The following is a 20825-nucleotide window of genomic DNA, read 5'->3' on the forward strand; positions in this document are numbered from 1 at the left end:
GATCGGCCTCGTTCCCTGGTCAGCCGGCGGCCGGGACGGCGGCCAGACGCTCCTGGATCAGACCGACCAGTGCTTCGACGGTCGGGTAGTCCCAGGCGAGGGTCGGTTCGACCTCGATGCCGTACTCGTCCTCCACGTCGCCGCACAGGGCGAGCGCGTAGACGGACTCCAGGCCGTACTCGGCGAGTTTGACGTCGGGTGCGATGTGGTCGGAGGGAACCTCGAGGTAGAAGGCGATCTTGTCGGTCAGCCAGGTGGTGACGTCCTGGGGGGTCGGGCTCATGAGTGGGCTTCCTTTGCTCTGGGGAAGGAGTTGGTTCGGTGTCGGCGGGGGGCGAGGGATCCGGCGAGGTCGACCAGCGCCGAGGTGACCTCGGCGGGTCTCTCCTGCTGGGTCCAGTGGCCGCAGTCCGGCAGCAGGACGGTCTCCCGCAGTCCGGGGACGGCGCGCCGTAGTTCGTCGTCCAGACGGCCGTGGTCGAGCCCGCGGACGACGAAGTCGTTCTCGCCCGCGAGGTAGAGCGCCGGGACGGTCACCCTGGCGCGGTTGAGGGGGGCGGTGAGTTCCCAGTTGGCGCCGAGGTTGCGGTACCAGTTGAGGCCTCCGGTGAAGCCCGTCGCGGTGAACGCGTCGGCGTACACGGCGAGATCGTCCTCGGTGAGCCAGCCGGGCAGTGCGGTGGTCCCCGGGTACAGGTCGAGGAAGCCCCCGCCCTCCGGGACCACCGGCTCGAAGGCGGGCGCCGTGCCGGAGGTGCCGGCGAACAGCCTGCGCAGCGAGCCGGGCACGTCCCGGGCCAGCTCCCGGTCTGCCACGCCCGGTTGCTGGAACCAGAGCATGTAGAAGCGTTCGCCGTACGCCCGTCGCATCGCGGGCAGCGGCGGCAGCCCCGGGCGCGGCCGGTACGGAATGCTCATCCCGACCACTGCGTCGACCAGGTCGGGACGCATCAGGGCGGTGTGCCAGGCGACCTGCGCGCCCCAGTCGTGTCCGGCCACGACGGCCCGCTCGGCTCCGAGGGCGCCGATCAGGGCGACGACGTCGCCGACCAGGTGGTGGATCGTGTAGTCGCCGACCTCCGAGGGGATCTCGGTCCGGCCGTAGCCGCGCATGTCGGGTGCGACGGCGTGGTAGCCGGCCTCGGCCAGCCCGGTCAGCTGGTGGCGCCAGGAGTACCAGAGTTCGGGGAATCCGTGCAGCAGCAGGACGAGGGGGCCGTTCCCGGCCTCGGCGACGTGCACCCGTCGGCCGGCCGCACGCACCGTGCGGTGGGTGATCTCAGCCATGGGTGCCGCCGCCCGTCCCGAGTGCGAGGAGCCGGGCCAGTTCGGCGCCGTTCATGAGGCGCAGGCGGGCGACCGGGCCGTCCGGGTCGGCGATGGCCGCGTCGAGGCCGCGTACGAGGTACCGGGCGAACGTCTCGATGGTGGCCGGGTCGAACAGGTCGACGTCGTAGCGGAAGTCGACGGCCAGTGACTCGGCGCTCTGCCTGACGCTCACGGCCAGATCCAACTGGCCCTCCGCTTGCGGAAGTTCGTACGGCGACAGCAGCAGGTCGGCGTACCGAAGGGGTGCGCTTGTCGACTCGCCGTCCAGGAGCAGCCGCAGCAGCGGGTCCGGCGTGGGGGTGCCGATCATGTTGAAGGTGATCCGGCAGATGGACGAACCGGCGCTGGTCCGTGGGCGGTTGGCGGTCCGGGTGAGGAGTTCGAAGGGGTAGCCGACGCGCGCGAGGCCGTTCTTCACCTGCTGGTCGGCGGCGAGTGCGGCCTGACGGAACGTAGTGGCCGGGGTGAACTCCGCGCGGAACACCAGGGTGTTGATGAAGTTGCCGACCACCTCACGCATCGCGGGGCTCAGCCTGGTGGTGGTCGGACAGCCCACCAGGAAACCGTTCTGCCGGGTGAAACGGTGCAGCACGCTCTGGAAGGTGCCGAGCAGGAAGGAGAACAGCGACACGCCGGAGGCCCGGGCGGCCTCCCGCAGCGGCCCCAGGCGGTCCTCGCCCAGGTCGATGTGGTGCGTGCGCCCGACGTCGCTCGAAACGGCGGGGCGCGCCCGGTCGGTGGGGATCGCGGCCGGTACCGCGCCGTCGCACAGCTCGTGCCAGTAGCGCTCCATACGGGCGCCACGCGGGGATGCGAGCAGGGCGCCCTCCTTGGCCACGTACGTGTCGTACGAACCGGCGGGCGTGGCGAGCCTGTGGTCCTCTCCCTCGGTCAGCCGACGGTAGGTCTGCATGAGATCGCGCAGCACCAGCCAGTTGGAGGTGGCGTCGGTGGCGATGTGGTGGCCGGCGATCAGCAGGACGGAGTCGGTGGGGTTGCGCCGCAGCAGTACGAAGCGGAAGGCACCGCTTCGCTCCAGCGAGAACGGGGCGACGAGCTCCGTGCGCACCGTGTCGGCGAGGGACTGGTCGTCGACGTCCCCGAGGTCCCGTACCTCCAGACCCCCGAGCGGGCGCTCGTGCAGCAGGCGGACGGGCTCGGCGTCACGCTCGTCGAACGTCGAACGGGCCAGCTCGTGCCGCCCGGCCGTCTCGGCGATCGCCAGGCCGAGCCGGGAGACGTCGACCGTGGAACGGATCCGCAGCGCGACCCCGGTGTTGTAGACACCGCTGTCGGGTGCGAGCCGCCGCAGGAACCACAGGGCCTGTTGGGCATGCGAGAGCGGATGGCTGCTGGGCATCGTGATCCTCACTCCGGCCGAACGACCGGACGACGGCGGGCACCGGCCGTCGGCCGGGTCAGGGGTGGGCTACGGGGCGGGCGGGCTCGTCCGAGCCGCAGTGGTTCAGGAACCGGTCGGCGAAGCCGGGGCGGGTCGGCCGGTGGTCGATGAGTGACGGGGTGCGGTCGTTCGGTGTGCCGGGCGAGGCCTGTCGGTGGTGCACTCGGAGAACAGCCCCGCGAATTCCTCCCGTTCGAGGTCCAGGCCTACGCCGAGTGGTCGGCCGAAGCCGCCGTCGATCGCTCGTTTGGCGGCGGCCAGGGCGGCCGTGGGGCGCCCGGCGAAGTGTTCGGCCAGGCGCTGCGCGGCCGAGCGGACTTCGGTGTCGGGGACCGTTTCGTCGACGAGGCCGAGGGTGACGGCCTCCGTGGCGGTGATGCGGCTCGCGTTGAAGATCAGCTTCTTGGCCGGGCCGGGGCCGATCAGGCGAGGCAGTCGCTGGGTGCCCCCGGTGCCCGGGATGATTCCCAGATCGGTCTCGGGCAGGCCGAGGACCGCCCCCTCGCCGGCCACCCGGTAGTCGGCGCACAACGCCAGCTCCAGTCCGCCGCCGAGTGCGAACCCGGCGATCGCGGCGACCACCGGTTTCGGGATCTCCGCGATGGCGTCGAACCCGGCGTGCAGCAGCCGGGTGTGCGCGTTCACGGCGGCCGGGGAACGGCCGCCCATGTCACGCGGATCGGCTCCGGTCGCGAAGATCCGGCGGTTGCCGTAGACGATCACGGCCCGGACCCCGGGGTCCTCGCCGACCAGGGCCGCCGCCGAGATCATCTCCTCGGGCAGCCGTGGGTCGACCCCGCTGAATGACGGCCGGTTCAGCCGGATCGTGGCCACCGGCCCGTCGGTCTCGACCCTTATGTACGTACCCGCCATACCCGTCGAAGCCGCCATACCCGCCATACCCGTCGAAGCCGTCGTACCTGTCACTGTGTCCTCCCCCTCAGGCGAGCCGACGGCCGGTCAGGTCGAAGCCCGCGCCCCGCTCGTAACGTCCGATCAGCTCGACGAAGACCTCTGGTTCGACGCCGTCCGCGCCCGCGACCGGCGGGAGGCCGAGCCGGGCCGTCAGCCGGGACAGCACGCCGACCAGCCAGGCGTCCGAACGCAGGAACGCTCCGGGATGGTCCGGATTGCCCAGCCACACGCCGAGACAGCAGGCGGCGGCCAGCAACAGCGCGTACCGCTCGGCGAGTTCGAAGCTCACCGGCCCGGCCAACGGAGTCCGATCGCGCGGTCCGAGCGCGTTGCAGTCCGCCGCGAGAGAGCGCAATTGCTCGGTCAACTGGCCGCACAAGGCCCCGAGTACGGGTTCGCCGCGCAACCGGTCGGCGGCCTCCTTCAGCGTGGACAGCAGCGGATCCGTACGGCCCGCGGTGACGCCTAGCCGGTCGAAGTCCAGCTCGGGCAGGGCGGCCGAGAGACGGAACACCTCGGCGTCGGCGGCTTCCTCGACCGGCCAGCCGTGCCGCGCCAGGCGCGGGAGCTGCGGAATGACGGTGGCCTGGCAGACCGTACCGCCCGCGTGCACCAGCGAGGCCACCGGCAGATCCCGGGCGTGCTTCTGGAAGCTGCCGTAGGGACCCTCGCGCAGGAAGGAGCGTGCACCGAGCACCACCGCCAGTTCGTCGACGGTGTCCCGGAACAACTGCGGCACGAGGTACTTGACCGCCGCCGCGTACACGCTGCTCTGCCGCGGCAGCAGGTGCAGCGCACGGCACACCGTGGTGGCGAGGCAGTCGGCGGTCAGGATATCGAGGAAGGCCCCGGTGAGCACGGCGCGAGCGTGCGGAAGATCGGCCACGGTACGGCGGTACAGGCGTCGTCCGACCGCGAAGTCGGTCACCGTGCGCAGCTGTTGGTCCGCCATGCCGAGCACGGCGGCGGGCAGGACCGCCCGGGTCACCTGGAAGGCCCGCAGGATCGTCTCCATGGCCTCGCCGACCCCGCCCGCCACCGACGTCACCGGCAGGGGGCAGTCCTGGAACTCCAGGCCGCCGAGGTACATGGCGCGCACCCCGGACGTCCGGTAGCGCGGGAGGAAGCGCAGCCGGTCGCGGGGGGCATGGGCCATGTCGACCAGAACCATCGAGTGGCTGCGGCTGCCCGGCGCGTCGCTGGTCCGCGCCAGTATGGTCACGGCCTCGGCCCTGGCCAGGTTGTTGATGATCTCCTTGCGCCCGTTGAGGACGATCTCGTCCGAGCGGATGTCGGCCCGGAACGCCGTACGGGTGACGTCGTTCCCGGTCGACATGTCGGTGTACGCGGCGGCGATACGTCCGTTGCGGCACAGCACGTCGGCCAGCATGCGCTGCTGCTGCGCGCTGCCCTCCGACCACACGTTGACCGAGCCGACCAGGTTGCTCGCCCCGTGTCCCAGGGCGAGCGCCGCGTCCCGGCGGAACAGCGGGCGCAGCACCCGGGCCAGTTCGTCGGCACGCCCCATGCGGCCGCCGAGCCGGGCCGGGACGAACTCGGCCCCCAGCCCATAGGAATCCAGAACACGCTCGCCTGCCTGGTGCAGGTCGCCGCGTTCGTCCGCGGCAAGGAAGGAGGCGAAGCCGAGCGGGTTGTCCTGGTCGTCGGGGTCGCCGAGCAGGGCCTCCAGCGGCGACGGCCTGTCGAGGTCGGCGTAGAGCGCGGGGCTCGTCGTGGCGGTGGTCATGCGCTGCCCTTCACGAGGGGGTAGTGCAGGAGGGACGGGAGGAGTCCGGAGCGGTGCTGTTCGGCGAGCACCGGGACGAGCCGGTCCAGGACGTCGTCGGCGGGGTCCGTACGTCCGGGTCCCAGCCGGGCCTGCACGCGCGCCAGCACCGCCTCCAGCCACAGACCGTCCTGCCACAGGTCGTCCCGGTAGGGCCCCCGTCCCGCGTCCGCGGCCTCACGGTTGCGCAGCCAGAGGTGTACGGCGGCCGATGCGGCGTAGCTGTCGGCGTACCGTCGGGCCAGGTCGAAGGCGGCGGCCGGCACCTCGACGGGGGTCGGCCGGTGCGCGGCCAGGTCGGCCGCCAGGTCTGCGGCCGCGACGCCGACGGCACGTGCGCGGCGGGCCAGTGACACGGGGGCCGCGCCACGCGCCGCGAGGACGGAGATCTCCTCGACCGCGGCGGGCAGTGCCTGCACCAGGCTGCAGCCGGTGCGCGGCAGCAGCGACAGCCGGTCGCGGTCGAAGTCCGGCAGCGGGGCCGTCAGCGCGGTGGCGGCGGCGAGGCCTTCCGCGTCGACCGTCCGGCGCGCCGCATGACGGGCCAGCAGGGGGAAGTGGTTCACCAACGAGTGCAGGTTGACCAGGGTGTTGCCGTCGAAGATGCCGACGATCCGGTGGTCGCGCTGCACCTTCTGGAAGCGGCCGTGCCGATGGGTCGGGCCGACCAGCAGGGAACGTGCGCCGAGCACCGTGCCGAGCCGGGTGATGACCTGGTCGATCAGAGTGGGCACGAAGTACTTGGTGACCGCCGAGACGGCCGCGAGTTCGCCCGTCAGGCCGTGGATGCTGCGGCTCGAGACCAGTGTGACGGCCTCCGCGAGCAGAACATCGGCGTAGGACTGCGCGAGCAGCCGCCGGGTCTGCGGCAGTTCGATCAGCCGGCTGCCGTACGCCTCCCGTCGCAGTGCGTAGTCGGTGGCCAGGTCCAGCGCGTTGTCCGCCGCCCCGAGCGAGAGGGAGGCGCACAGGATCCGGGTCAGTTGCAGGCCCTTGAGTACGGTCTCGGTGCCTCCGCCCTCCTCACCGACCAGCGCCGAGCGCGGCACCGGCGCGTCGGTGAAGGTCACCCCGCTGATGTCGGCGCCTCGGATGCCGTGGAGTCTCACCGCGGGCAGCGGACGACAGGCGGACCGGGCGAGGCGCGCCTTGTCGATCATCAGCAGGCTGAAGTCGCGTGGGCCGCCCGCCTCGCCGGTCCGGGCCAGTACGCACACCAGCCGGCCCCGACTGGCGTTGTTGATCAGCCATTTCTCGCCGCTGACCAGGTAGCCTCCGGTGTCCGGCCGGGCAACGGTCTCCCCTGCCAGCAGGTCGCTGCCGTGGTCGCGTTCCGTCAGGCCCCAGGAGACCGCGGCACCGTCCATCACGAGCGCCGCCAGCTCCTCGGCCTGGCGCCGGGTGCCGCCGACCCAGACCGAGACCGCGCCCAGGAAGGTCTTGCCGTGGGCGACGGCGACGGTCAGGTCCCGCCGGGCGACGGCGCGCATCAGCTGCAGCACGTGTTCGTAGCTGTGCAGCGAACCGCCGTACGCGGCGGGGACATAGGCGGCCGGCAGGCCGAGGAGGTCGAGTTCGTGGCAGATCTCGACCGGGAACTCTTCCTGGTCGTCCAGCGCCCCGCACCGCGCGTACGAGAAGAGCCGGCCCTCGTCGTCGGGGTCACCCAGCGAACGGTCCAGGAGCAGGGCCGCCCGGTACGCGGGGTGCGCCGGGGCAGTGCTGGTCATACCAGTGACTCCTCGCCCCGGTAGCGGGCGGCCGCCGCCGCGTCGAGGTCCTCGAACACCGTTTCCAGGCCGCCCCCGATGAACAGTTCGCGCATCAGCGAGCGCTGCACCTTGCCGCTGGTGGTCTTGCGGACCTGTCCGGGGCGCAGCAGCACCAGGTTGGGGATGCGGACGCCGACGCGTGCGGACAGCTCGCCGCGCAGCCGGCCGGTCAGTTCCGCGAGTTCGTCCGGGTCGGCCGTGGTGCGCCGGATCTCCTGCATCACCACGATCTGCTCTCCGGCGGCCGGCACCGAGCAGGCGCTGCCGCTGAGGCCCTGGAAGCCGTCGTGCAGCAGGACCAGTTCGCGCTCGATGTCGTGCGGGTGCAGGTTGCGTCCGTTGACGATCAGCAGGTCCTTGATCCGGCCCGTGACGTACAACCGGCCGTCGTGTACGGCGCCGGTGTCGCCGGTGCGCAGGAAGCCCCGCTCGCCTTCCGCGGTGGCGGCCCGGAAGGTCCGCTCGGTGGCCTCCTCGTTGCGCCAGTAGCCGGCGGCGACGCTGGCGCCGCGCACCCAGATCTCGCCGATCCCGCCGTCGGGGAGGGTGGCCCGGGTCTCGGGGTCCACGATCCGCACGTCCAGGTCGTGCACCCGGCCGCTGCTGACCAGGATCGGTCCGTCGGCGCCGGCCTGCACGGGCCGCAGTTCCTTGGCCGCCAGGGCGTCGCCGTCGGCCCGGGTCGTCACCGGCGGTTCGCCGGGCAGGGTGCCGGCGACGATGAGCGTGGTCTCCGCCATGCCGTAGCAGGGGCTGAAGTGGTCGGGCCGGAAGCCGGCCGGGGCGAACCGTTCGGCGAACGCCCGCAGCGTGCGGCCGTCGACGGGTTCGGCGCCGTTGCCCGCGTTGACCAGGGAGCTGAAGTCGAGCCGGGCCAGCTGGGCATCGGTCACCCGGCGGGTGCAGAGGTCGTAGGCGAAGTTGGGCGCCACCACCGTGTCGATCCGCTTGCGTCCGATGAGTTCCAGCCACAGGTGCGGTCGGCGCAGGAAGTCCATGGGGGGCATCTTGTAGGCGGTCGCGCCCTGGTACAGCGGTGTCAGCAGCATCCCGATCAGGCCCATGTCGTGGTGCGCCGGGAGCCAGCTGAGGGTGCGGCTGTCGGCGTCGACGCCGAAGGCACGGCTCGTCAGACCGAGGTTGTGGCCGAGCGAGCTCCAGGTGACGAGTACTCCCTTGGGCGCGCTGGTCGAACCCGAGGTGTACTGGATGATCACGGGTCGGTCGGCGGCGGGAGGCTCGACCTGCCAGTCGGGGGCGTCCGGCAGGTCGAGCCGGTCGGTGGCCACGCACGGGATGTCCCCGAGAGCGGCGCGGGCCAGCAGCTCCGCCGCCGTTTCATGGTGGTCCGAGTCGGTGAGCACCAGGGTGACGTCCGCTTCCCGCACGATGCCGTCCGACCGGGAGCTGTGGCCGCGCTGGGTGCTCGGCTGGGGCGCGGGCACCGCGACCACCCCGGCGTACATACAGCCGGCCAGCACGGTCACGAAGTCCGGACCGGTGCCGTACAGCATCAGGACCCGGTCCCCGACCGCGCAGCGCTGCCGGATCCAGGAGGCCATGGAGCGGGCCCGGCGGTCGAGTTCGCCGTAGGTCAGCGGTTCCTCCAGCGGGCCGGAGGCACCGTGCCGGACGAAGACCACCGCTTGCCGGTCCGGGATGTCACGGCCGTGTCGGACCAGTCGGCTCACCAGGTCAACGGGCATCGGGTCGGGATCCTTTCCTGCTGCGGAGGGGGTGGCGATGTGGGGCGTTCGGTTCAGGTCCGGCCGGCGCGCGTGGCGCGCAGCACCTGCCGCAGCCGCAGGTCCGACTGCAGATGGCCGCTGATGTGCGCCAGCAGCTGCTGCTCCTGGTCCTGGAGGTAGAAGTGGTCGCCGGGGAAGGTCCGGGCCTCGAAGGCAGCGCTGGTGTACTCGGACCAGGCCGCCAGATCGGCCGGTGTGCAGTCGCCGTCCCCGGCACCCGCATAGGCGACCAGCGGGGCACTGTGCCGGGGAGCGTCGGCCGTCGGTTCGTAGGCCGCGGACAGCCGGTAGTCCGAGCGGATGCTCGGCAGTACGAGTTCCAGCAGCAGCGGGTCGTCGATGGCGGCCAGCGAGGAGTGACCGAGCCGGCGCAGTTCGGCGAGGAAGTCCGTGTCCTTCTCCGGCTGCTCGGCGGAGCGTTCGCGGCAGTGCGGGGCCTCCGAGCCGGATACGAAGATCCGTACCGGAGACACCCCGTACCGCGACCGCAGTCGCAGCGCGACCTCGTGGGCGACCACCGATCCCATGCTGTGCCCGAACAGGGCCAGCGGGACGTCGGCCAGCGGGGCGAGTGCCGTGCTGATCCGGTCGGCCATGGCGTGCACGGACTCGGCGAACGGCTCGCCGATCCGGTCCTGCCGCCCCGGGTAGCAGGTCGCCAGCACCTCGACGTCCTTGGGGAGGGCGCCCGCCCAGGTCCGGTACGCGGTCGGGGCGCCACCGGCGTGCGGGAAGCACACCAGTCGCAGGGTCGGCTCCGGGGTGCCGCGGTATGCGCGGAACCACCGGGCTGCTGAGTCGGTCATGACCGTCCTTCCGGACCGATGGAACAGGCCGTCGCCCACCGGACCTCCGGCAGCCGCCCTGCCAAGCTGCCGCCCCGACCTATATTCAGGCCATATCGCCGCAGCCGGAGCGAGTGGGCGTCAGTCGCTGAACGACAGGCCGCTCAGGTCCACGGCCCCCCGCGGCGTCCCGTCGAACACCAGGCCCACCGAGCGGACATCGTCCAGGTCGATGCCTGCGAAGGCCATGAGCGGGACCCGGATCTGGCTGAAGAGGAGCCTGCGCACCGTGAGCTGGTGGCCCGCCCCGTCGCCCACGTCGGTCAGCGCGGCGGGAGGCGTCAGCCGCCCACCGTGGTCCGCCGTGCTGAGCGACGCCTGGCGGCCGGCGCCGTCCGTGAGCACCACCCGCACGGGTACGTCCGTCACATCGGCGTTGAGGGCATCGGAGAAGTCGAGCGCGGCACGGAAGGTGAGGTCGCGGTAGGTGCCGACGCGGCGTGCCGACGCGGGCAGTTCGTTGACGAGGGAGGCGCCGGCGTGGTCCCAGCGGAGCCGGAGCAGGCCGAGGCCGGGGGACGCGGTGCCGCGGAAGGCGGTGTAGCCATGCGGCTCCAGCTTCTTGCCCGCGTAGGTCCCGCCGAGGCATTCCGTCGGCTGTCCGGCGCCACCGCAGAACGCGGGCGTCTCGAAGCCGGTGAGTACGACGCCGCCGCCGAGCGCGTTCTCGGTCAAGTCGCCGGGGCTGGAGAGAGGGTTGACGTCCAGTCGCGCGCCGGACGCGACAGGGGCGAGGTAGGTCGTGGCGACCCGGGCGAAGGAGGCCGACGGTGGCAGGCTCCGGCTGCCTTCCCACAGTCCGGCGAACTGCCGCTCGCCGCCCAGCCGCAGGCGGAAGAAGCTGGTGATGTAGGCCGATCCGACGGCCTGCTGCTGTGCCTCGGTGAGGCGTTCGCCGCTGCCGGGCGCGCACTCGCCGCCGGTGCCGCCGGCCGCGGTGATCTTGTCCCAGTCGTCCATGGCTCCGGGCAGGCCGCTGCTCGGGGACCAGGCCGAGTTGTAGAAGTAGTGATTGGCTCCGGCGATCACCACCTGGTACTTGGGGGACGTGTCGGACTGCCCGGCCGACAGCGCGTCGTCGTAGTAGTGCGCCCCTTCCAGGTCGAACTGGTCGCCGTCGCACTCGGACAGAATGAGCCCGGCCGCCACGCCGGAGGTGGTCTGGCGCAGGAAGTCCGTGGGGGCGACGCCGAGGACGGCCCGGATGCCGTAGGGGTGCCCGGCGGCTTCGTTGATCTTCAGGGCGCTCACGATGCCTTCGCCGCCCCGCGAGTGGCCCATGAGGCCGATCCGCCCGAAGTCGATCGCCCCGTCGAACTCGCGGCCGAAGGGCCCGTCGCCCTTGCTCGTCCACTCCTTCCAGAGGTCCAGGTGCTTCTGGATCAGCTCACCGCGGGCGGTCTGGCCGTAGGTGGCGTCGGCGTTGTCGGCCGCACTGATGCCGTTGGCCGATATGGAGATCACCACATACCCGTGACTGGCCAGGAGCCTGCCCACGGCGTCGTAGCCCCGGTAACTCGGGATCGGGGTGAACGGGCTGCGACAGGGCCAGTTCGCGTCCGTCGAACCGTCCGGGGCGCCGCACACCTGGTGCCTGCCGTGCAGGAGGACGACCAGCGGGAACCGGCGTCCCCGTGCGTCTCGCGGGGCGTGCACCACGCCGGTCAGCTCGACCTTGCCCGCGAAGCCCGTCGGCTGGAAGGCCGTGTCGCCCAGATCGTAGGTCTGGGAACGCACGGCGTAAGGACCGGGGCGCGAGGTCTCCGGGACACTGCCGGAGTGCTGGGCGGCGGACGCCGACGGACCGGGAATCGCCAGCATCCCCGAAATCAGTACGACCATGGCAAGAAGACTCAGGGACCATCGGATGGTGTGGAATCTCAACATAATTCGCCCGCATTCCCTTTCCATGGGTGAAGCGACGACAGCCGTCCGACGATCGCCGGACGCTGAGAAATCTCTCGAAACGAGTGGAGGGTTGAACCCGGGCCGTCACGGGAAGCACCGACCGCGCACGGTCGGGTCAGGAGTGGCTGAGAAGTCACTGCTCGTGACGACGGTGAATCGAGTGGGATGCGGCGCGTTCACGCGCCGTGTCCGCGTCCGAGCACGAGGCCCAGGAGAAACGCGGTTTCACCACGGAGGGATCCGACTGCGGGACCTCACGCGGCGACTGCGGAACCATACCTTCCCGCGCCGGGGCTGTGCGCAACTCTCTTGTTTCTGACCGGATTTCGCCCTCCGCATCGGGTAAAGCGTTCACCAAGGAATCAAAGAAATCCCCAAGGAGGCGACGAAGATCATTCATGCTTGACGCGCACTCACCCGGTACCGGAGACTCCATAGCCGGGGGTGGGCAACAGGGCGCAATTGACGACGATTTCTTCCGCTCCCTTTCGGAATCGTCGGCACATTAAATCGGGGATGAACAGCTGTGCTCAGTTCGCTGGGTCTTGACGCAACAACCGAAGCTGTTTACAAGGAAATGCTCAAGTCACCGACCAGCGGTGCCGCCGACATCGCGGAGCGGCTCGGCCTGGAGCGGGCCCGGGTCACTTCGGCCATGGAGGAACTGGCCCGGCTGCTGCTCGTGAGACCCTCCTGGCAGGAACCGGGCGCACTCAGACCGGTGGAGCCCGAGGTCGGTCTGAGATATCTCCTCGACCGCAAGGAGGCCGAACTGCAGCGCCGGCTGGAGGAGATCGAGCGGGGCCGGCGCGAACTGGTCGAGGTCGTCGCCGAGTACTCGGGCCTGAACCAGTCCGCCCAGCACCCCGACAGCGAGATCCTCACGGGTATCGACGCCATCCGGCTGCGTATCGAGTCCCTCGCGACCGGCTGCACGGACGAAGTCATGGCCTTCGTGCCGTCGCCGTCGATGTCCAGCGCGAACATGGCGGCCAGCAGGCCGTTGGACAGCAATGCCCTGAACCGCAGCATACGGATGCGGTCGATCTATCTCGAAAGCATCAAGAACGACGGCGAGACCACGGAGTACGTGCACTGGCTCGCCGAGCAGGGCGCCCAGGTGCGCGTGGCGCCGACCCTGCCGCCGCGCATGGTGATCTACGACAGGTCCACGGCCATCGTGCCGGTGGATCCCGAGGAGACCCGCAAGGGAGCGCTGGTGCTGCGCGGCCATGGCGTGGTCAGCGCCCTGTGCGAATTGTTCGAGCGGGTCTGGGAGAGCTCCCAGCCCGTGGGCGAGCCTCCCGCCGAAGGCGCCGCCCCGGGTGAGGAACCCCAGCTGAGCGCCCGCTCCCAGGCAATCGTCGTCCTGCTCGCCAAGGGGCACACGGACGAGATGATCGCCCGGCGGCTCGGTGTCTCCGTGCGCACGGTACGCCGGGAGACGGCCGAACTGGCCGCCCAGCTGGGCGCCAGAACCAAGTTCCAGGCGGGCGCGATGGCCCTCATCCAGGGGTGGGTCGACCCGGAGCTGCTCCGCTGAAAGGACACGGCGACTGCCGTGGCCGCACGTTGCCGTGACAGCCTCCTGACGTCCGCTCACCCCTGACTCCTGCACCGTTTGCGCACAGAATCCGACTGACCGGTCCGGACGGCGAGATCCGCCGTACCCGTGGTCGGTCGTCCGCACACAACGGGGAGAAGGCAATGGAGCTGCGCGTTCTCGGGCCGGTGGAGGCCCGCGATCACCAGGGGAAGCTCATAGCACTGCCAGGAGCCAAGGTGCACACCGTGCTCGCGGCCCTGATCCTGGCGGAGGGACATGCGGTTTCCGACGACCATCTGAGCAGCATGCTCTGGGCCTGGAATCCGCCCGCCACGATGAGCGCGCAGATCTACACCTACGTCTCCAGGCTGCGCAAACGGCTGGGCCCCGACGTGGAGTTGATACGGCGCTCGCGCGGCTATCAGCTCCGTACGGACCACGTCACCCTGGACTTGGCCGAGTTCGAGCGGTCGGCGAACAGTGGCCGGACGGCGCTGGCCCAGGGGCGGTACGTCCACGCCGCGAAGGATCTGCGCGCGGCGCTGGACCTGGTGCGCGGCCCTGCGCTGAGCAATGTGACCGAGTTCCTGGCCGACTTCGAACGGCCGCGGCTGGAGGAGCTGCGGCTGGCCGTCGTGGAGGACTGGATCGAGGCCGAGCTGGCCCTCGGCCGGCACCGCCGGCTGGTGCCCGACCTCACCAGCCTGACCGCCGAGCATCCGATGCGCGAACGGCTGCGCGCCCAGTTGATGACGGCGCTCTACCACTGCGACCGGCAGGTGGACGCACTGGCCGTCTTCCAGGCCGGCCGGCGGATCCTTGCCGAGGAGCTCGGCATCGACCCCGGAGAGACGCTGACGGAGGTGCACCAGGCCGTGCTGGAGGGCCGGCTGCCCCGGGTGGCACCGGCGCCGGCCGAGGCCTCGGCCCAGCCGTCCCGGCCGTCCCGGCCGGCGATGCTGCCTCCGGACGTCTGCGACTTCACCGGACAGCACGCCGAACTGGAGCGCATCCGGCTCCGGTTGGAGTCAGGGACGGGCGCGGCGACCCGGCAGGCCTTCGTCACCGGTATGGCCGGCGTCGGCAAGTCGGCCCTCGCACTGCACGCCGCTCACCGGCTGCGGGATCTCTTCCCCGACGGTCAGCTGTACGCCGCGCTGCGCGGCACCGACGGCGCGGCCCGGCGCCCGGCCGAGATCCTGACCTCCTTCCTGCGCGCGCTGGGCGTCGACCCCGCCGGGCGCGAGGACAGCCTCGACGAACTCGTCCGGCTGTACCGCACGCATAGCGCCGGCCGCCGCATCCTCACGGTCCTGGACGACGCCACCGGCCAGGAGCAGCTCGCGCCGCTGCTGCCCAACAGCCCCGAAGCCGCCGTCCTCGTCACCAGTCGGCGTCATCTGCCGGGGGCCTCGAGCCGCGACACCACCGTCCTCGTCCCGCTCCCGGACGATGCGGCGACCCGGCTGCTCGCGACGGTCGCCGGGCCGGAGCGGATAGCCGCCGAGCCGGGTGCGGCCCAGCAGATCGTCCGGGCCTGCGCGGGACTGCCGCTGGCGCTGCGCATCACAGCCATACAGCTGGCCGCCCGGCCGCACTGGCCGGTCGCCCGGCTCGCCGCTCGGCTGGCAGACCCGGCGACCAGGCTGGACGAGCTGAACTACGGCGAACTGGATCTACGAGCTGCCGTGTTGCGCTCGTTGTACGAGGTGAGCGGCCAGTGCCGACAGGCGCTTCCCGCCCTGGCGGCGTTCGGGACCGGGGGCTTCGTGGCCGAGGACGCCGCCCAGGAGCTGAAGACCTCCCGGGCACAGGCGGAACAGACCTTGGAGCAGCTGGTCGACGCCCGGCTGCTGGAGCCCGTGGAGACGAGGCCGGGGCGACCGGCGTACCGGCTGCACGAACTGGTCCTGCTCGCCGTTCCCGCCCTGTCGGTGGCCTCCCTCAAGCACACCGCCCCCTGGCGCGGACTCCCCCGGGCCCTGACCCTCATGCCGGTCGGCTGACGCGCCCGGCGGACGCGCTACCTGCGGGTCTCGGCCCGGACGGTGGGGCTGAACGCCACGACCACCGTCAGGAACAGGACGAGGACGCCGATGGCCGCTCCGGTCCAGGACGTCCCCAGGTGCGCCAGCACGTAGCCACCGACCAGCGAGCCCAGCGCGTTGGCACCGGAGGTGAGGAAGGCCGAGGTGCCCATCACCCTGCCCTGGAGCTCGTCCGGAATGGTCCGGGCCATGTACACGTTGCCGGTCACGTTGAAGAGGCTGGCCACGAACATGATGCCGGTCGCCACCAGCGCGATGGCGACCGGGCTGGAGAGCAGGGCCAGCACCGGCATCAGGAGCAGCCAGACCAGGTGGCCGAGAACCGCCGTGGTGTACAGGCTGAACCGCGCCGACCACCAGCCGGCCGCGACCGCTCCGAGCAGGGCGCCGACACCGGCGACGGCGGACACCAGACCGAGCACCGCCGGGGTTCCGCCGTTCTCCTTGACCACCACCATCAGGGTCAGTCCGAGCACCTGGAAGACGAGGTTGCTGCCGGCGAAGACGCCCGTCATGATCCGCAGGAACCGTCGGCGCCACAGCCAGGCGATGCCGTCCTTGATGTCGACGTGCAGCCGCTTGGGGGCCTCCGTCCTGACCGCCCGCAGATTTCTGCGGATCAGGACCAGACAGAGCACACCGATCAGGTTGGCGACTGCCGTGAAGGCGAAGGGCAGCCAGCGGACCAGGGTGAACATCAGCCCGCTGAGCGGCTGCCCGAGCAGTCCGATCGCCGCGCCGCGCACCTGGTTCTGCGAGAGGGCGGCGGGCAGCTGCGCATCCGGCACGACCTTGCGTACGGCGGCCTGTTCGGCGCGCTGGTAGAAGATGCCGAGGGTGCCCTCGACGAAGGCGGCCGCCATCACCAGCGGCACCCACACCCGGCCCGCGTGCGCGGCGAGGGCCACCGTGGCGAAGGCGAGCAGCCGCATGACATCGCACCACAGCAGGACCTTGCGCCGGTCCCACCGGTCCACCAGTGCGCCCGCGGGCAGCTGGACCAGCAGGTTGGGCAGGGCGCCCGCGAAGCCGACGTAACCGGTCGCGGCGGCCGAACCCGTCTGCCAGAGCACCAGCATCGGGTAGGCCACCACGCTGACGGTGGTGCCGAAGCGGGAGATCCCGGCCCCCACCCACAGTCGTACGAAGTCCATGTTCCGGCGTAGGGGGACGAGGGCCGGCGCCGCTGTGTCGTCGGTTTCCGGGGTGTCGCGGGTGATCGGGTCGGTCATGTGCCGACCTTCGGCCCCCGGGCTATCGCGCTCCTATACCGGAACGGTCGATATCTCCCGGGTATAGGAGGCTCCGGCACCCTGGCGCAGCCACGCGTCCGCGTGGCCCTGGTCGACTCGAAGGGGACCTCGGCAATGGGCATCAACCCAGCTTGGAAGCCGTGTGAAATCAGCCCGGATTCCATTTCCGCGGGCAGTGGAGCCGGTGTCGCGGCACTCGCGGAATGGCTCGACGCCACACCCGATCTCCAGGGCCTACTGGACCGCGAGAAGGCCTTGGTCTTCCGGGGCTTCGGGGTCACCGAGGACCAGCTCGGCCCGGTCATGGACCGTCTGCTGCCCAACCGGCTCGCCTACGTGCACGGTAATTCGCCGCGCACCAAGGTCGGCGACAACATCTACACCTCGACCGAGTATCCGGCCGAGTTCACCATCTCCATGCACAACGAGCTGTCGTACGCGCACAGTTGGCCGGCCCGGCTGATGTTCTGCTGCGTCACCGCGGCCGAGACGGGCGGCGCCACGCCGGTCGTGGACGCCGCGCTGTGGCTCGAGGCGCTGGACGACGAGATCCGTGAGCGGTTCGCGGACGGCATCCGGTACACGCAGAACCTGCACGGCGGGGTCGGCCTGGGCAAGAGCTGGCAGGAGACCTTCGAGACCCAGGACCGCGAGCAGGTCGACGCGTTCCTGGCCGCCTCGCGGGCGGTCGGCGAGTGGCGGCGCGACGGGAGCCTCCGCGTCACCCAGCTGCGCCCCGCCACGACCCTGCATCCCCGCACGGGAGCGCAGGTGTGGTTCAACCAGTCCGACCAGTGGCATCCGGCGGCGCTCGGCGACGAGACCGCGGCCGCCCTGGCCAGGCTGCTGCCCGCCGACGAGCTGCCGCAGTCGGTGGCCTTCGCCGACGGCGAGCCGATCCCGGCCGAGTACGTCCTGCAGATCCGCGATCGCGCGCTGGAGGCCGCGGTCGACGTGAACTGGCGCCGCGGCGACGTGCTCCTCATCGACAACCTGCTCGTCGCGCACGGGCGGCGGCCGTTCACCGGGGCCCGCAGGGTGCTGGTCGCGATGTCCGACTGACGACCCGTCGCCCGCCCCGATGGCAGCTGCCTGCCATGGCAGGCAGCTGGCTCCCGCAGGTGCTGACGGGGCTTCCGGTTCATGTGAGGATCTGTTGCAGCGGGGCGATTGAACAAGAGATTGAGAGGAAAACTAAGCATCACTCCTTGCTTTCCTTTGCCTTTGCTTTCTTGTCATGGATTGGTCATCGGGATACCGATGCACTGAACAGGGGATTCCATATGAACACCGTCACCACCCTCAGCCGCCGGTTCGGACCCGCCGCGGCCGTGCTCGCCCTGACCGCCGCCGCACTCGGGGCATCCGTCGTCGGCAGCGCCGCCGCGACCACGCGCGCCACCGAAACTCCCGTCACGGCGACAGTCGAAGTACACCTGTCCCTGCCCGGCGACAACAACGGCTGGGACTGAGCTGCGGCTAGAGTCGCTCCGTAAGTGAGCGGGACGGCGGGGGACGAGGGCGTGGCAGCGAGCGGCACTGTACGGATGCCATGGGCTCCGCACCGGGCGCTGCTGTCGCCCGCGCTGTGGCGGGCCGCCTCCCATCTGGCCTGGGACGTCGTGGCGGGTCTTGCCGCGCTGGCCGTCCTGCTGGTGCTGGGCATCGGAATCCTGCTGCTGCCCGTCGCGCTGGTCGGGCTGCCGGTCGTGGTCGGGGCGGGCTGGGCACTGGACCGGCTCGCCGCGGCGGAGCGCTTCCGCTACGCCGCCACCTGCTCCCTCGCGATTCCCGCCCAGCCGCGCCCCGCGCTGTCCCGGTCACTGACCCGCTCCGCGCGGGCGCTGGCCACCGGCCGCTGCACCTGGCGGCAACTCGGCTACTGCCTCGCCCTGGTGCCGGTCTCCGCGCTGACCGGCACGGCGGTGGCCTGCGCCTGGGCCGTGCCGCTCACCCTGCTGCCGCTGCCGCTCTACTACGAGCGGCTGCCGAGCCGGCGCGCCGCGCTCGGCCCCCTGACCGTCGACACCCCGGGCACCGCCCTGCTGGTGTCGGCGGTCGCCCTGCTGTCGGCGGTGTTCGTCGCACCGCTGGTGGTCCGGGCGCTGCTGGCGCTGGACATGGCGCTCGCCCGGACCCTGCTCGCCCCGCCCCGCGACCTGGAACTGACCGAACGTGTCGAGCAGTTGACAGCGAGTCGGGCCCAACTCGTGGCAGCCGTCGAAGCGGAGCGCCGCCGGATGGAACGCGATCTGCACGATGGAGCCCAACAGCGGCTGGTGGCCGTCTCGATGGCCCTGGGCCGGGCCGTCTCCCGGCTGCGCAGGTCCGGGGACGACGCCACCCGGCAGATCGTCGAACAGGCCCGGGCGGACGCCCGCGAGGCCATCACCGAACTACGCGACCTGGCCCGTGGCCTGCATCCGCCGGTGCTCACCGACCGGGGGCTCGCTGCGGCGCTGTCCGCGGTCGCCGCCAGGTCGCCGGTGCCGGTGACCGTCGACGTCCGGGCGGAACCCCGGCCCCCGGCAGCCGTGGAGGCCGTCGCGTACTTCGTGGTGACCGAGGCACTGACCAATGTCGCCAAGCACGCCGGGGCCGGCCGGGCCTGGGTGGAGATCCGCCGGAACGACGACGACCGGCTCACCGTTACGATCGGCGACGACGGCCGCGGGGGCGCCGATCCCGCCAAAGGCAGCGGACTGTCCGGCCTGGCGGCTCGGGTCGCCGGCGTGGACGGCGCGCTCCGGGTGACCAGCCCCCCGGGCGGACCGACCCTGATCGAGGTGGACTTGCAATGCGGGTAGTGATCGCCGAGGACTCCGCCCTGCTCCGGAAGGGCATCGTGCTGCTCCTCACCGAAGCGGGCATCGAGGTGGCGGCGGCCGTCGAGGACGGCGAGGCGCTGCTGCGCGCCGTCGAGGAACACCGCCCCGACGTCTGCGTGACCGACGTACGGATGCCGCCGACCTTCGTGGACGAGGGCCTGCGGGCCGCACTGGCCATTCGCGCGCAGTGGCCCGGCATCGGGGTACTGGTGCTCTCCCAGTACGTCGAGGAGCGCTACGCCTTCGATCTCATCGGCGACGAGACGAGCGGGGTCGGCTACCTGCTGAAGGACCGCGTGGACGACGTCGACGACTTCGTCACGGCGCTGGAGCGGGTCGCCGCCGGTGAGACCGTGCTCGACACGGAAGTCGTCAAGCAGTTCCTGACCCGCAGCAGGCGGCAGAACCCGCTGTCCGAACTGACCGTCCGCGAGCGGGAGGTGCTCGCCCTGATGGCCGAGGGAGAGTCCAACGCGGGCATCGCGGAAGCCCTGACGATCAGCCACAGCGCCGTCGGCAAGCACATCAACAACATCTTCATGAAGCTGGACCTGCCCCCGGCCGACGGCGGCGGCCACCGCCGCGTCCTGGCCGTCCTGCGCTATCTGGGAGCCTGACATCGCCGCGACGCCGCCACGCGGCCGCCGACGGATGGTCGGGGCCGGACTGGCCGTGCTCGCCGTACTGGTCGCGGCGGCCTCCTTCGGTCTGCTCCTGCTCCTGTCCGCCGACCGCGGCTACGCGCGCACGCTGCGCGCCGACGCCGCGGACAGCACCCGGCTCAGCGTCATGGCCGGCCGGGCGAGCGTCACACTGAGCCCAGGCACCGACTCGCTGGTGCACGTCGACGCGACCGGCGGCTACGCGCGCACCGCGCCCCGGGTGTGGGTGGCCTCGACCGGCCGCACCGTGACCGTGACGACGGCCTGTTCGGCCGACTGCTCGCTCCGGCTGCGCATCACCGTGCCCGCGAACCTGGCCGCCGACGTCACCTCCAGCAGCGGCGAGATCAGCACCAGCGGCCTGGTCGGACGGCTCTCCCTGCGCAGCGACAGCGGCCCGGTCAGCGTGACCGGCTCGGCCGGTCCGCTGACCGTGCACGGCGGCTCCGGCAGCGTGGTCGTGACCGACAGCCGCTCGCCCCGGGCCGCCATCACCAGCGGCGCGGGCACGGTGCGGGCCGCCTTCGCCGCTCCCCCGTCCGACCTCGATGTGTCGACGGACGACGGCGGTGTCGACCTCGCCCTGCCCACCGACGCCGCCTATTCGGTCGAGGCCCACAGCAACGGCCCAGCCTCACCCCGCATCGACCTGCCCGTGGCACGCGACTCCACCCACGCGGTCACGGTGCGGACGCGCGCGGGAGCGATCGTCATCCACTGACGCGCCGACCGGCCGACCGCGCGGTGCCCGCCCTCCCGGGTGGGCACCGCAGGTCGTTCGCG

General features: G+C 71.5%; 17 protein-coding genes. 7 read left to right on the top strand and 10 right to left on the bottom strand.

What is annotated here, in order from left to right:
* Positions 1-19: 19 nt before the first annotated feature.
* The 9 genes from ACFWBB_RS26885 to ACFWBB_RS26925 all read right to left on the bottom strand — a co-directional run bounded on the left by ACFWBB_RS26885 (position 20) and on the right by ACFWBB_RS26925 (position 11639).
* Complete coding sequence (locus tag ACFWBB_RS26885) at positions 20-283, bottom strand: acyl carrier protein (protein ID WP_385277435.1); 264 nt, start codon at positions 281-283, stop codon at positions 20-22.
* Positions 280-1287, bottom strand: coding sequence for an alpha/beta fold hydrolase (locus ACFWBB_RS26890; protein WP_385277437.1), 1008 nt, complete (start codon positions 1285-1287; stop codon positions 280-282). The genes ACFWBB_RS26885 and ACFWBB_RS26890 overlap by 4 nt, the downstream gene beginning before the upstream one ends.
* Positions 1280-2689, bottom strand: coding sequence for a condensation domain-containing protein (locus ACFWBB_RS26895; protein WP_385277439.1), 1410 nt, complete (start codon positions 2687-2689; stop codon positions 1280-1282). The genes ACFWBB_RS26890 and ACFWBB_RS26895 overlap by 8 nt, the downstream gene beginning before the upstream one ends.
* A 105-nt stretch (positions 2690-2794) precedes the next feature.
* The gene (locus tag ACFWBB_RS26900) at positions 2795-3622 is read right to left on the bottom strand and encodes an enoyl-CoA hydratase/isomerase family protein (RefSeq protein WP_385277441.1); all 828 of its coding nucleotides are present in this window, start codon (positions 3620-3622) and stop codon (positions 2795-2797) included.
* Positions 3623-3671: 49 nt separating this feature from the next.
* Entirely contained in the window at positions 3672-5393 is a 1722-nt protein-coding gene (locus ACFWBB_RS26905; protein ID WP_385277443.1) for an acyl-CoA dehydrogenase, read from the bottom strand.
* The gene (locus ACFWBB_RS26910; protein WP_385277445.1) at positions 5390-7162 is read right to left on the bottom strand and encodes an acyl-CoA dehydrogenase family protein; all 1773 of its coding nucleotides are present in this window, start codon (positions 7160-7162) and stop codon (positions 5390-5392) included. The genes ACFWBB_RS26905 and ACFWBB_RS26910 overlap by 4 nt, the downstream gene beginning before the upstream one ends.
* Entirely contained in the window at positions 7159-8910 is a 1752-nt protein-coding gene (locus ACFWBB_RS26915) for a fatty acyl-AMP ligase (protein WP_385277447.1), read from the bottom strand. The genes ACFWBB_RS26910 and ACFWBB_RS26915 overlap by 4 nt, the downstream gene beginning before the upstream one ends.
* Before the next feature lie 53 nt (positions 8911-8963).
* Entirely contained in the window at positions 8964-9758 is a 795-nt protein-coding gene (locus ACFWBB_RS26920) for a thioesterase II family protein (RefSeq protein WP_385277449.1), read from the bottom strand.
* A 120-nt stretch (positions 9759-9878) separates the two neighbouring features.
* On the bottom strand, positions 9879-11639 hold the full coding sequence (locus ACFWBB_RS26925; RefSeq protein ID WP_385277451.1) for a hypothetical protein: 1761 nt from the start codon (positions 11637-11639) through the stop codon (positions 9879-9881).
* Positions 11640-12231: 592 nt separating this feature from the next.
* On the opposite strand from ACFWBB_RS26925, the gene ACFWBB_RS26930 reads away from it, so the two are divergent.
* Complete coding sequence (locus ACFWBB_RS26930) at positions 12232-13248, top strand: helix-turn-helix domain-containing protein (RefSeq protein ID WP_385277453.1); 1017 nt, start codon at positions 12232-12234, stop codon at positions 13246-13248.
* A gap of 164 nt (positions 13249-13412) precedes the next feature.
* Positions 13413-15257 carry a BTAD domain-containing putative transcriptional regulator gene (locus ACFWBB_RS26935; RefSeq protein WP_385277455.1) on the top strand — a complete coding sequence of 615 codons (1845 nt, stop codon included), beginning with the start codon at positions 13413-13415 and terminating at the stop codon, positions 15255-15257.
* A 17-nt stretch (positions 15258-15274) separates the two neighbouring features.
* On the opposite strand, the gene ACFWBB_RS26940 is transcribed toward ACFWBB_RS26935, so the two are convergent.
* Positions 15275-16531 (bottom strand): MFS transporter, encoded by a 1257-nt coding sequence (locus ACFWBB_RS26940; protein ID WP_385277457.1) that lies wholly within the window; start codon positions 16529-16531, stop codon positions 15275-15277.
* Positions 16532-16666: 135 nt separating this feature from the next.
* Between ACFWBB_RS26940 and ACFWBB_RS26945 the strand changes: the two genes are divergently transcribed.
* The 5 genes from ACFWBB_RS26945 to ACFWBB_RS26965 all read left to right on the top strand — a co-directional run bounded on the left by ACFWBB_RS26945 (position 16667) and on the right by ACFWBB_RS26965 (position 20763).
* A complete protein-coding gene (locus tag ACFWBB_RS26945) occupies positions 16667-17614 on the top strand; it encodes a TauD/TfdA family dioxygenase (RefSeq protein WP_385277459.1) in 948 nt (315 codons plus the stop codon).
* 221 nt (positions 17615-17835) lie between these two features.
* Positions 17836-18024: a hypothetical protein gene (locus ACFWBB_RS26950; protein ID WP_385277461.1), complete on the top strand. Its 189-nt coding sequence runs from the start codon at positions 17836-17838 to the stop codon at positions 18022-18024.
* Positions 18025-18099: 75 nt separating this feature from the next.
* On the top strand, positions 18100-19359 hold the full coding sequence (locus ACFWBB_RS26955) for a sensor domain-containing protein (RefSeq protein WP_385277463.1): 1260 nt from the start codon (positions 18100-18102) through the stop codon (positions 19357-19359).
* Positions 19350-19997: a response regulator gene (locus tag ACFWBB_RS26960; protein ID WP_385277465.1), complete on the top strand. Its 648-nt coding sequence runs from the start codon at positions 19350-19352 to the stop codon at positions 19995-19997. The genes ACFWBB_RS26955 and ACFWBB_RS26960 overlap by 10 nt, the downstream gene beginning before the upstream one ends.
* Before the next feature lie 34 nt (positions 19998-20031).
* On the top strand, positions 20032-20763 hold the full coding sequence (locus tag ACFWBB_RS26965; protein WP_385277467.1) for a DUF4097 family beta strand repeat-containing protein: 732 nt from the start codon (positions 20032-20034) through the stop codon (positions 20761-20763).
* Positions 20764-20825: the final 62 nt, after the last annotated feature.

Source organism: Streptomyces sp. NPDC060000 (assembly GCF_042737375.1).
GTDB lineage: Bacteria > Actinomycetota > Actinomycetes > Streptomycetales > Streptomycetaceae > Streptomyces.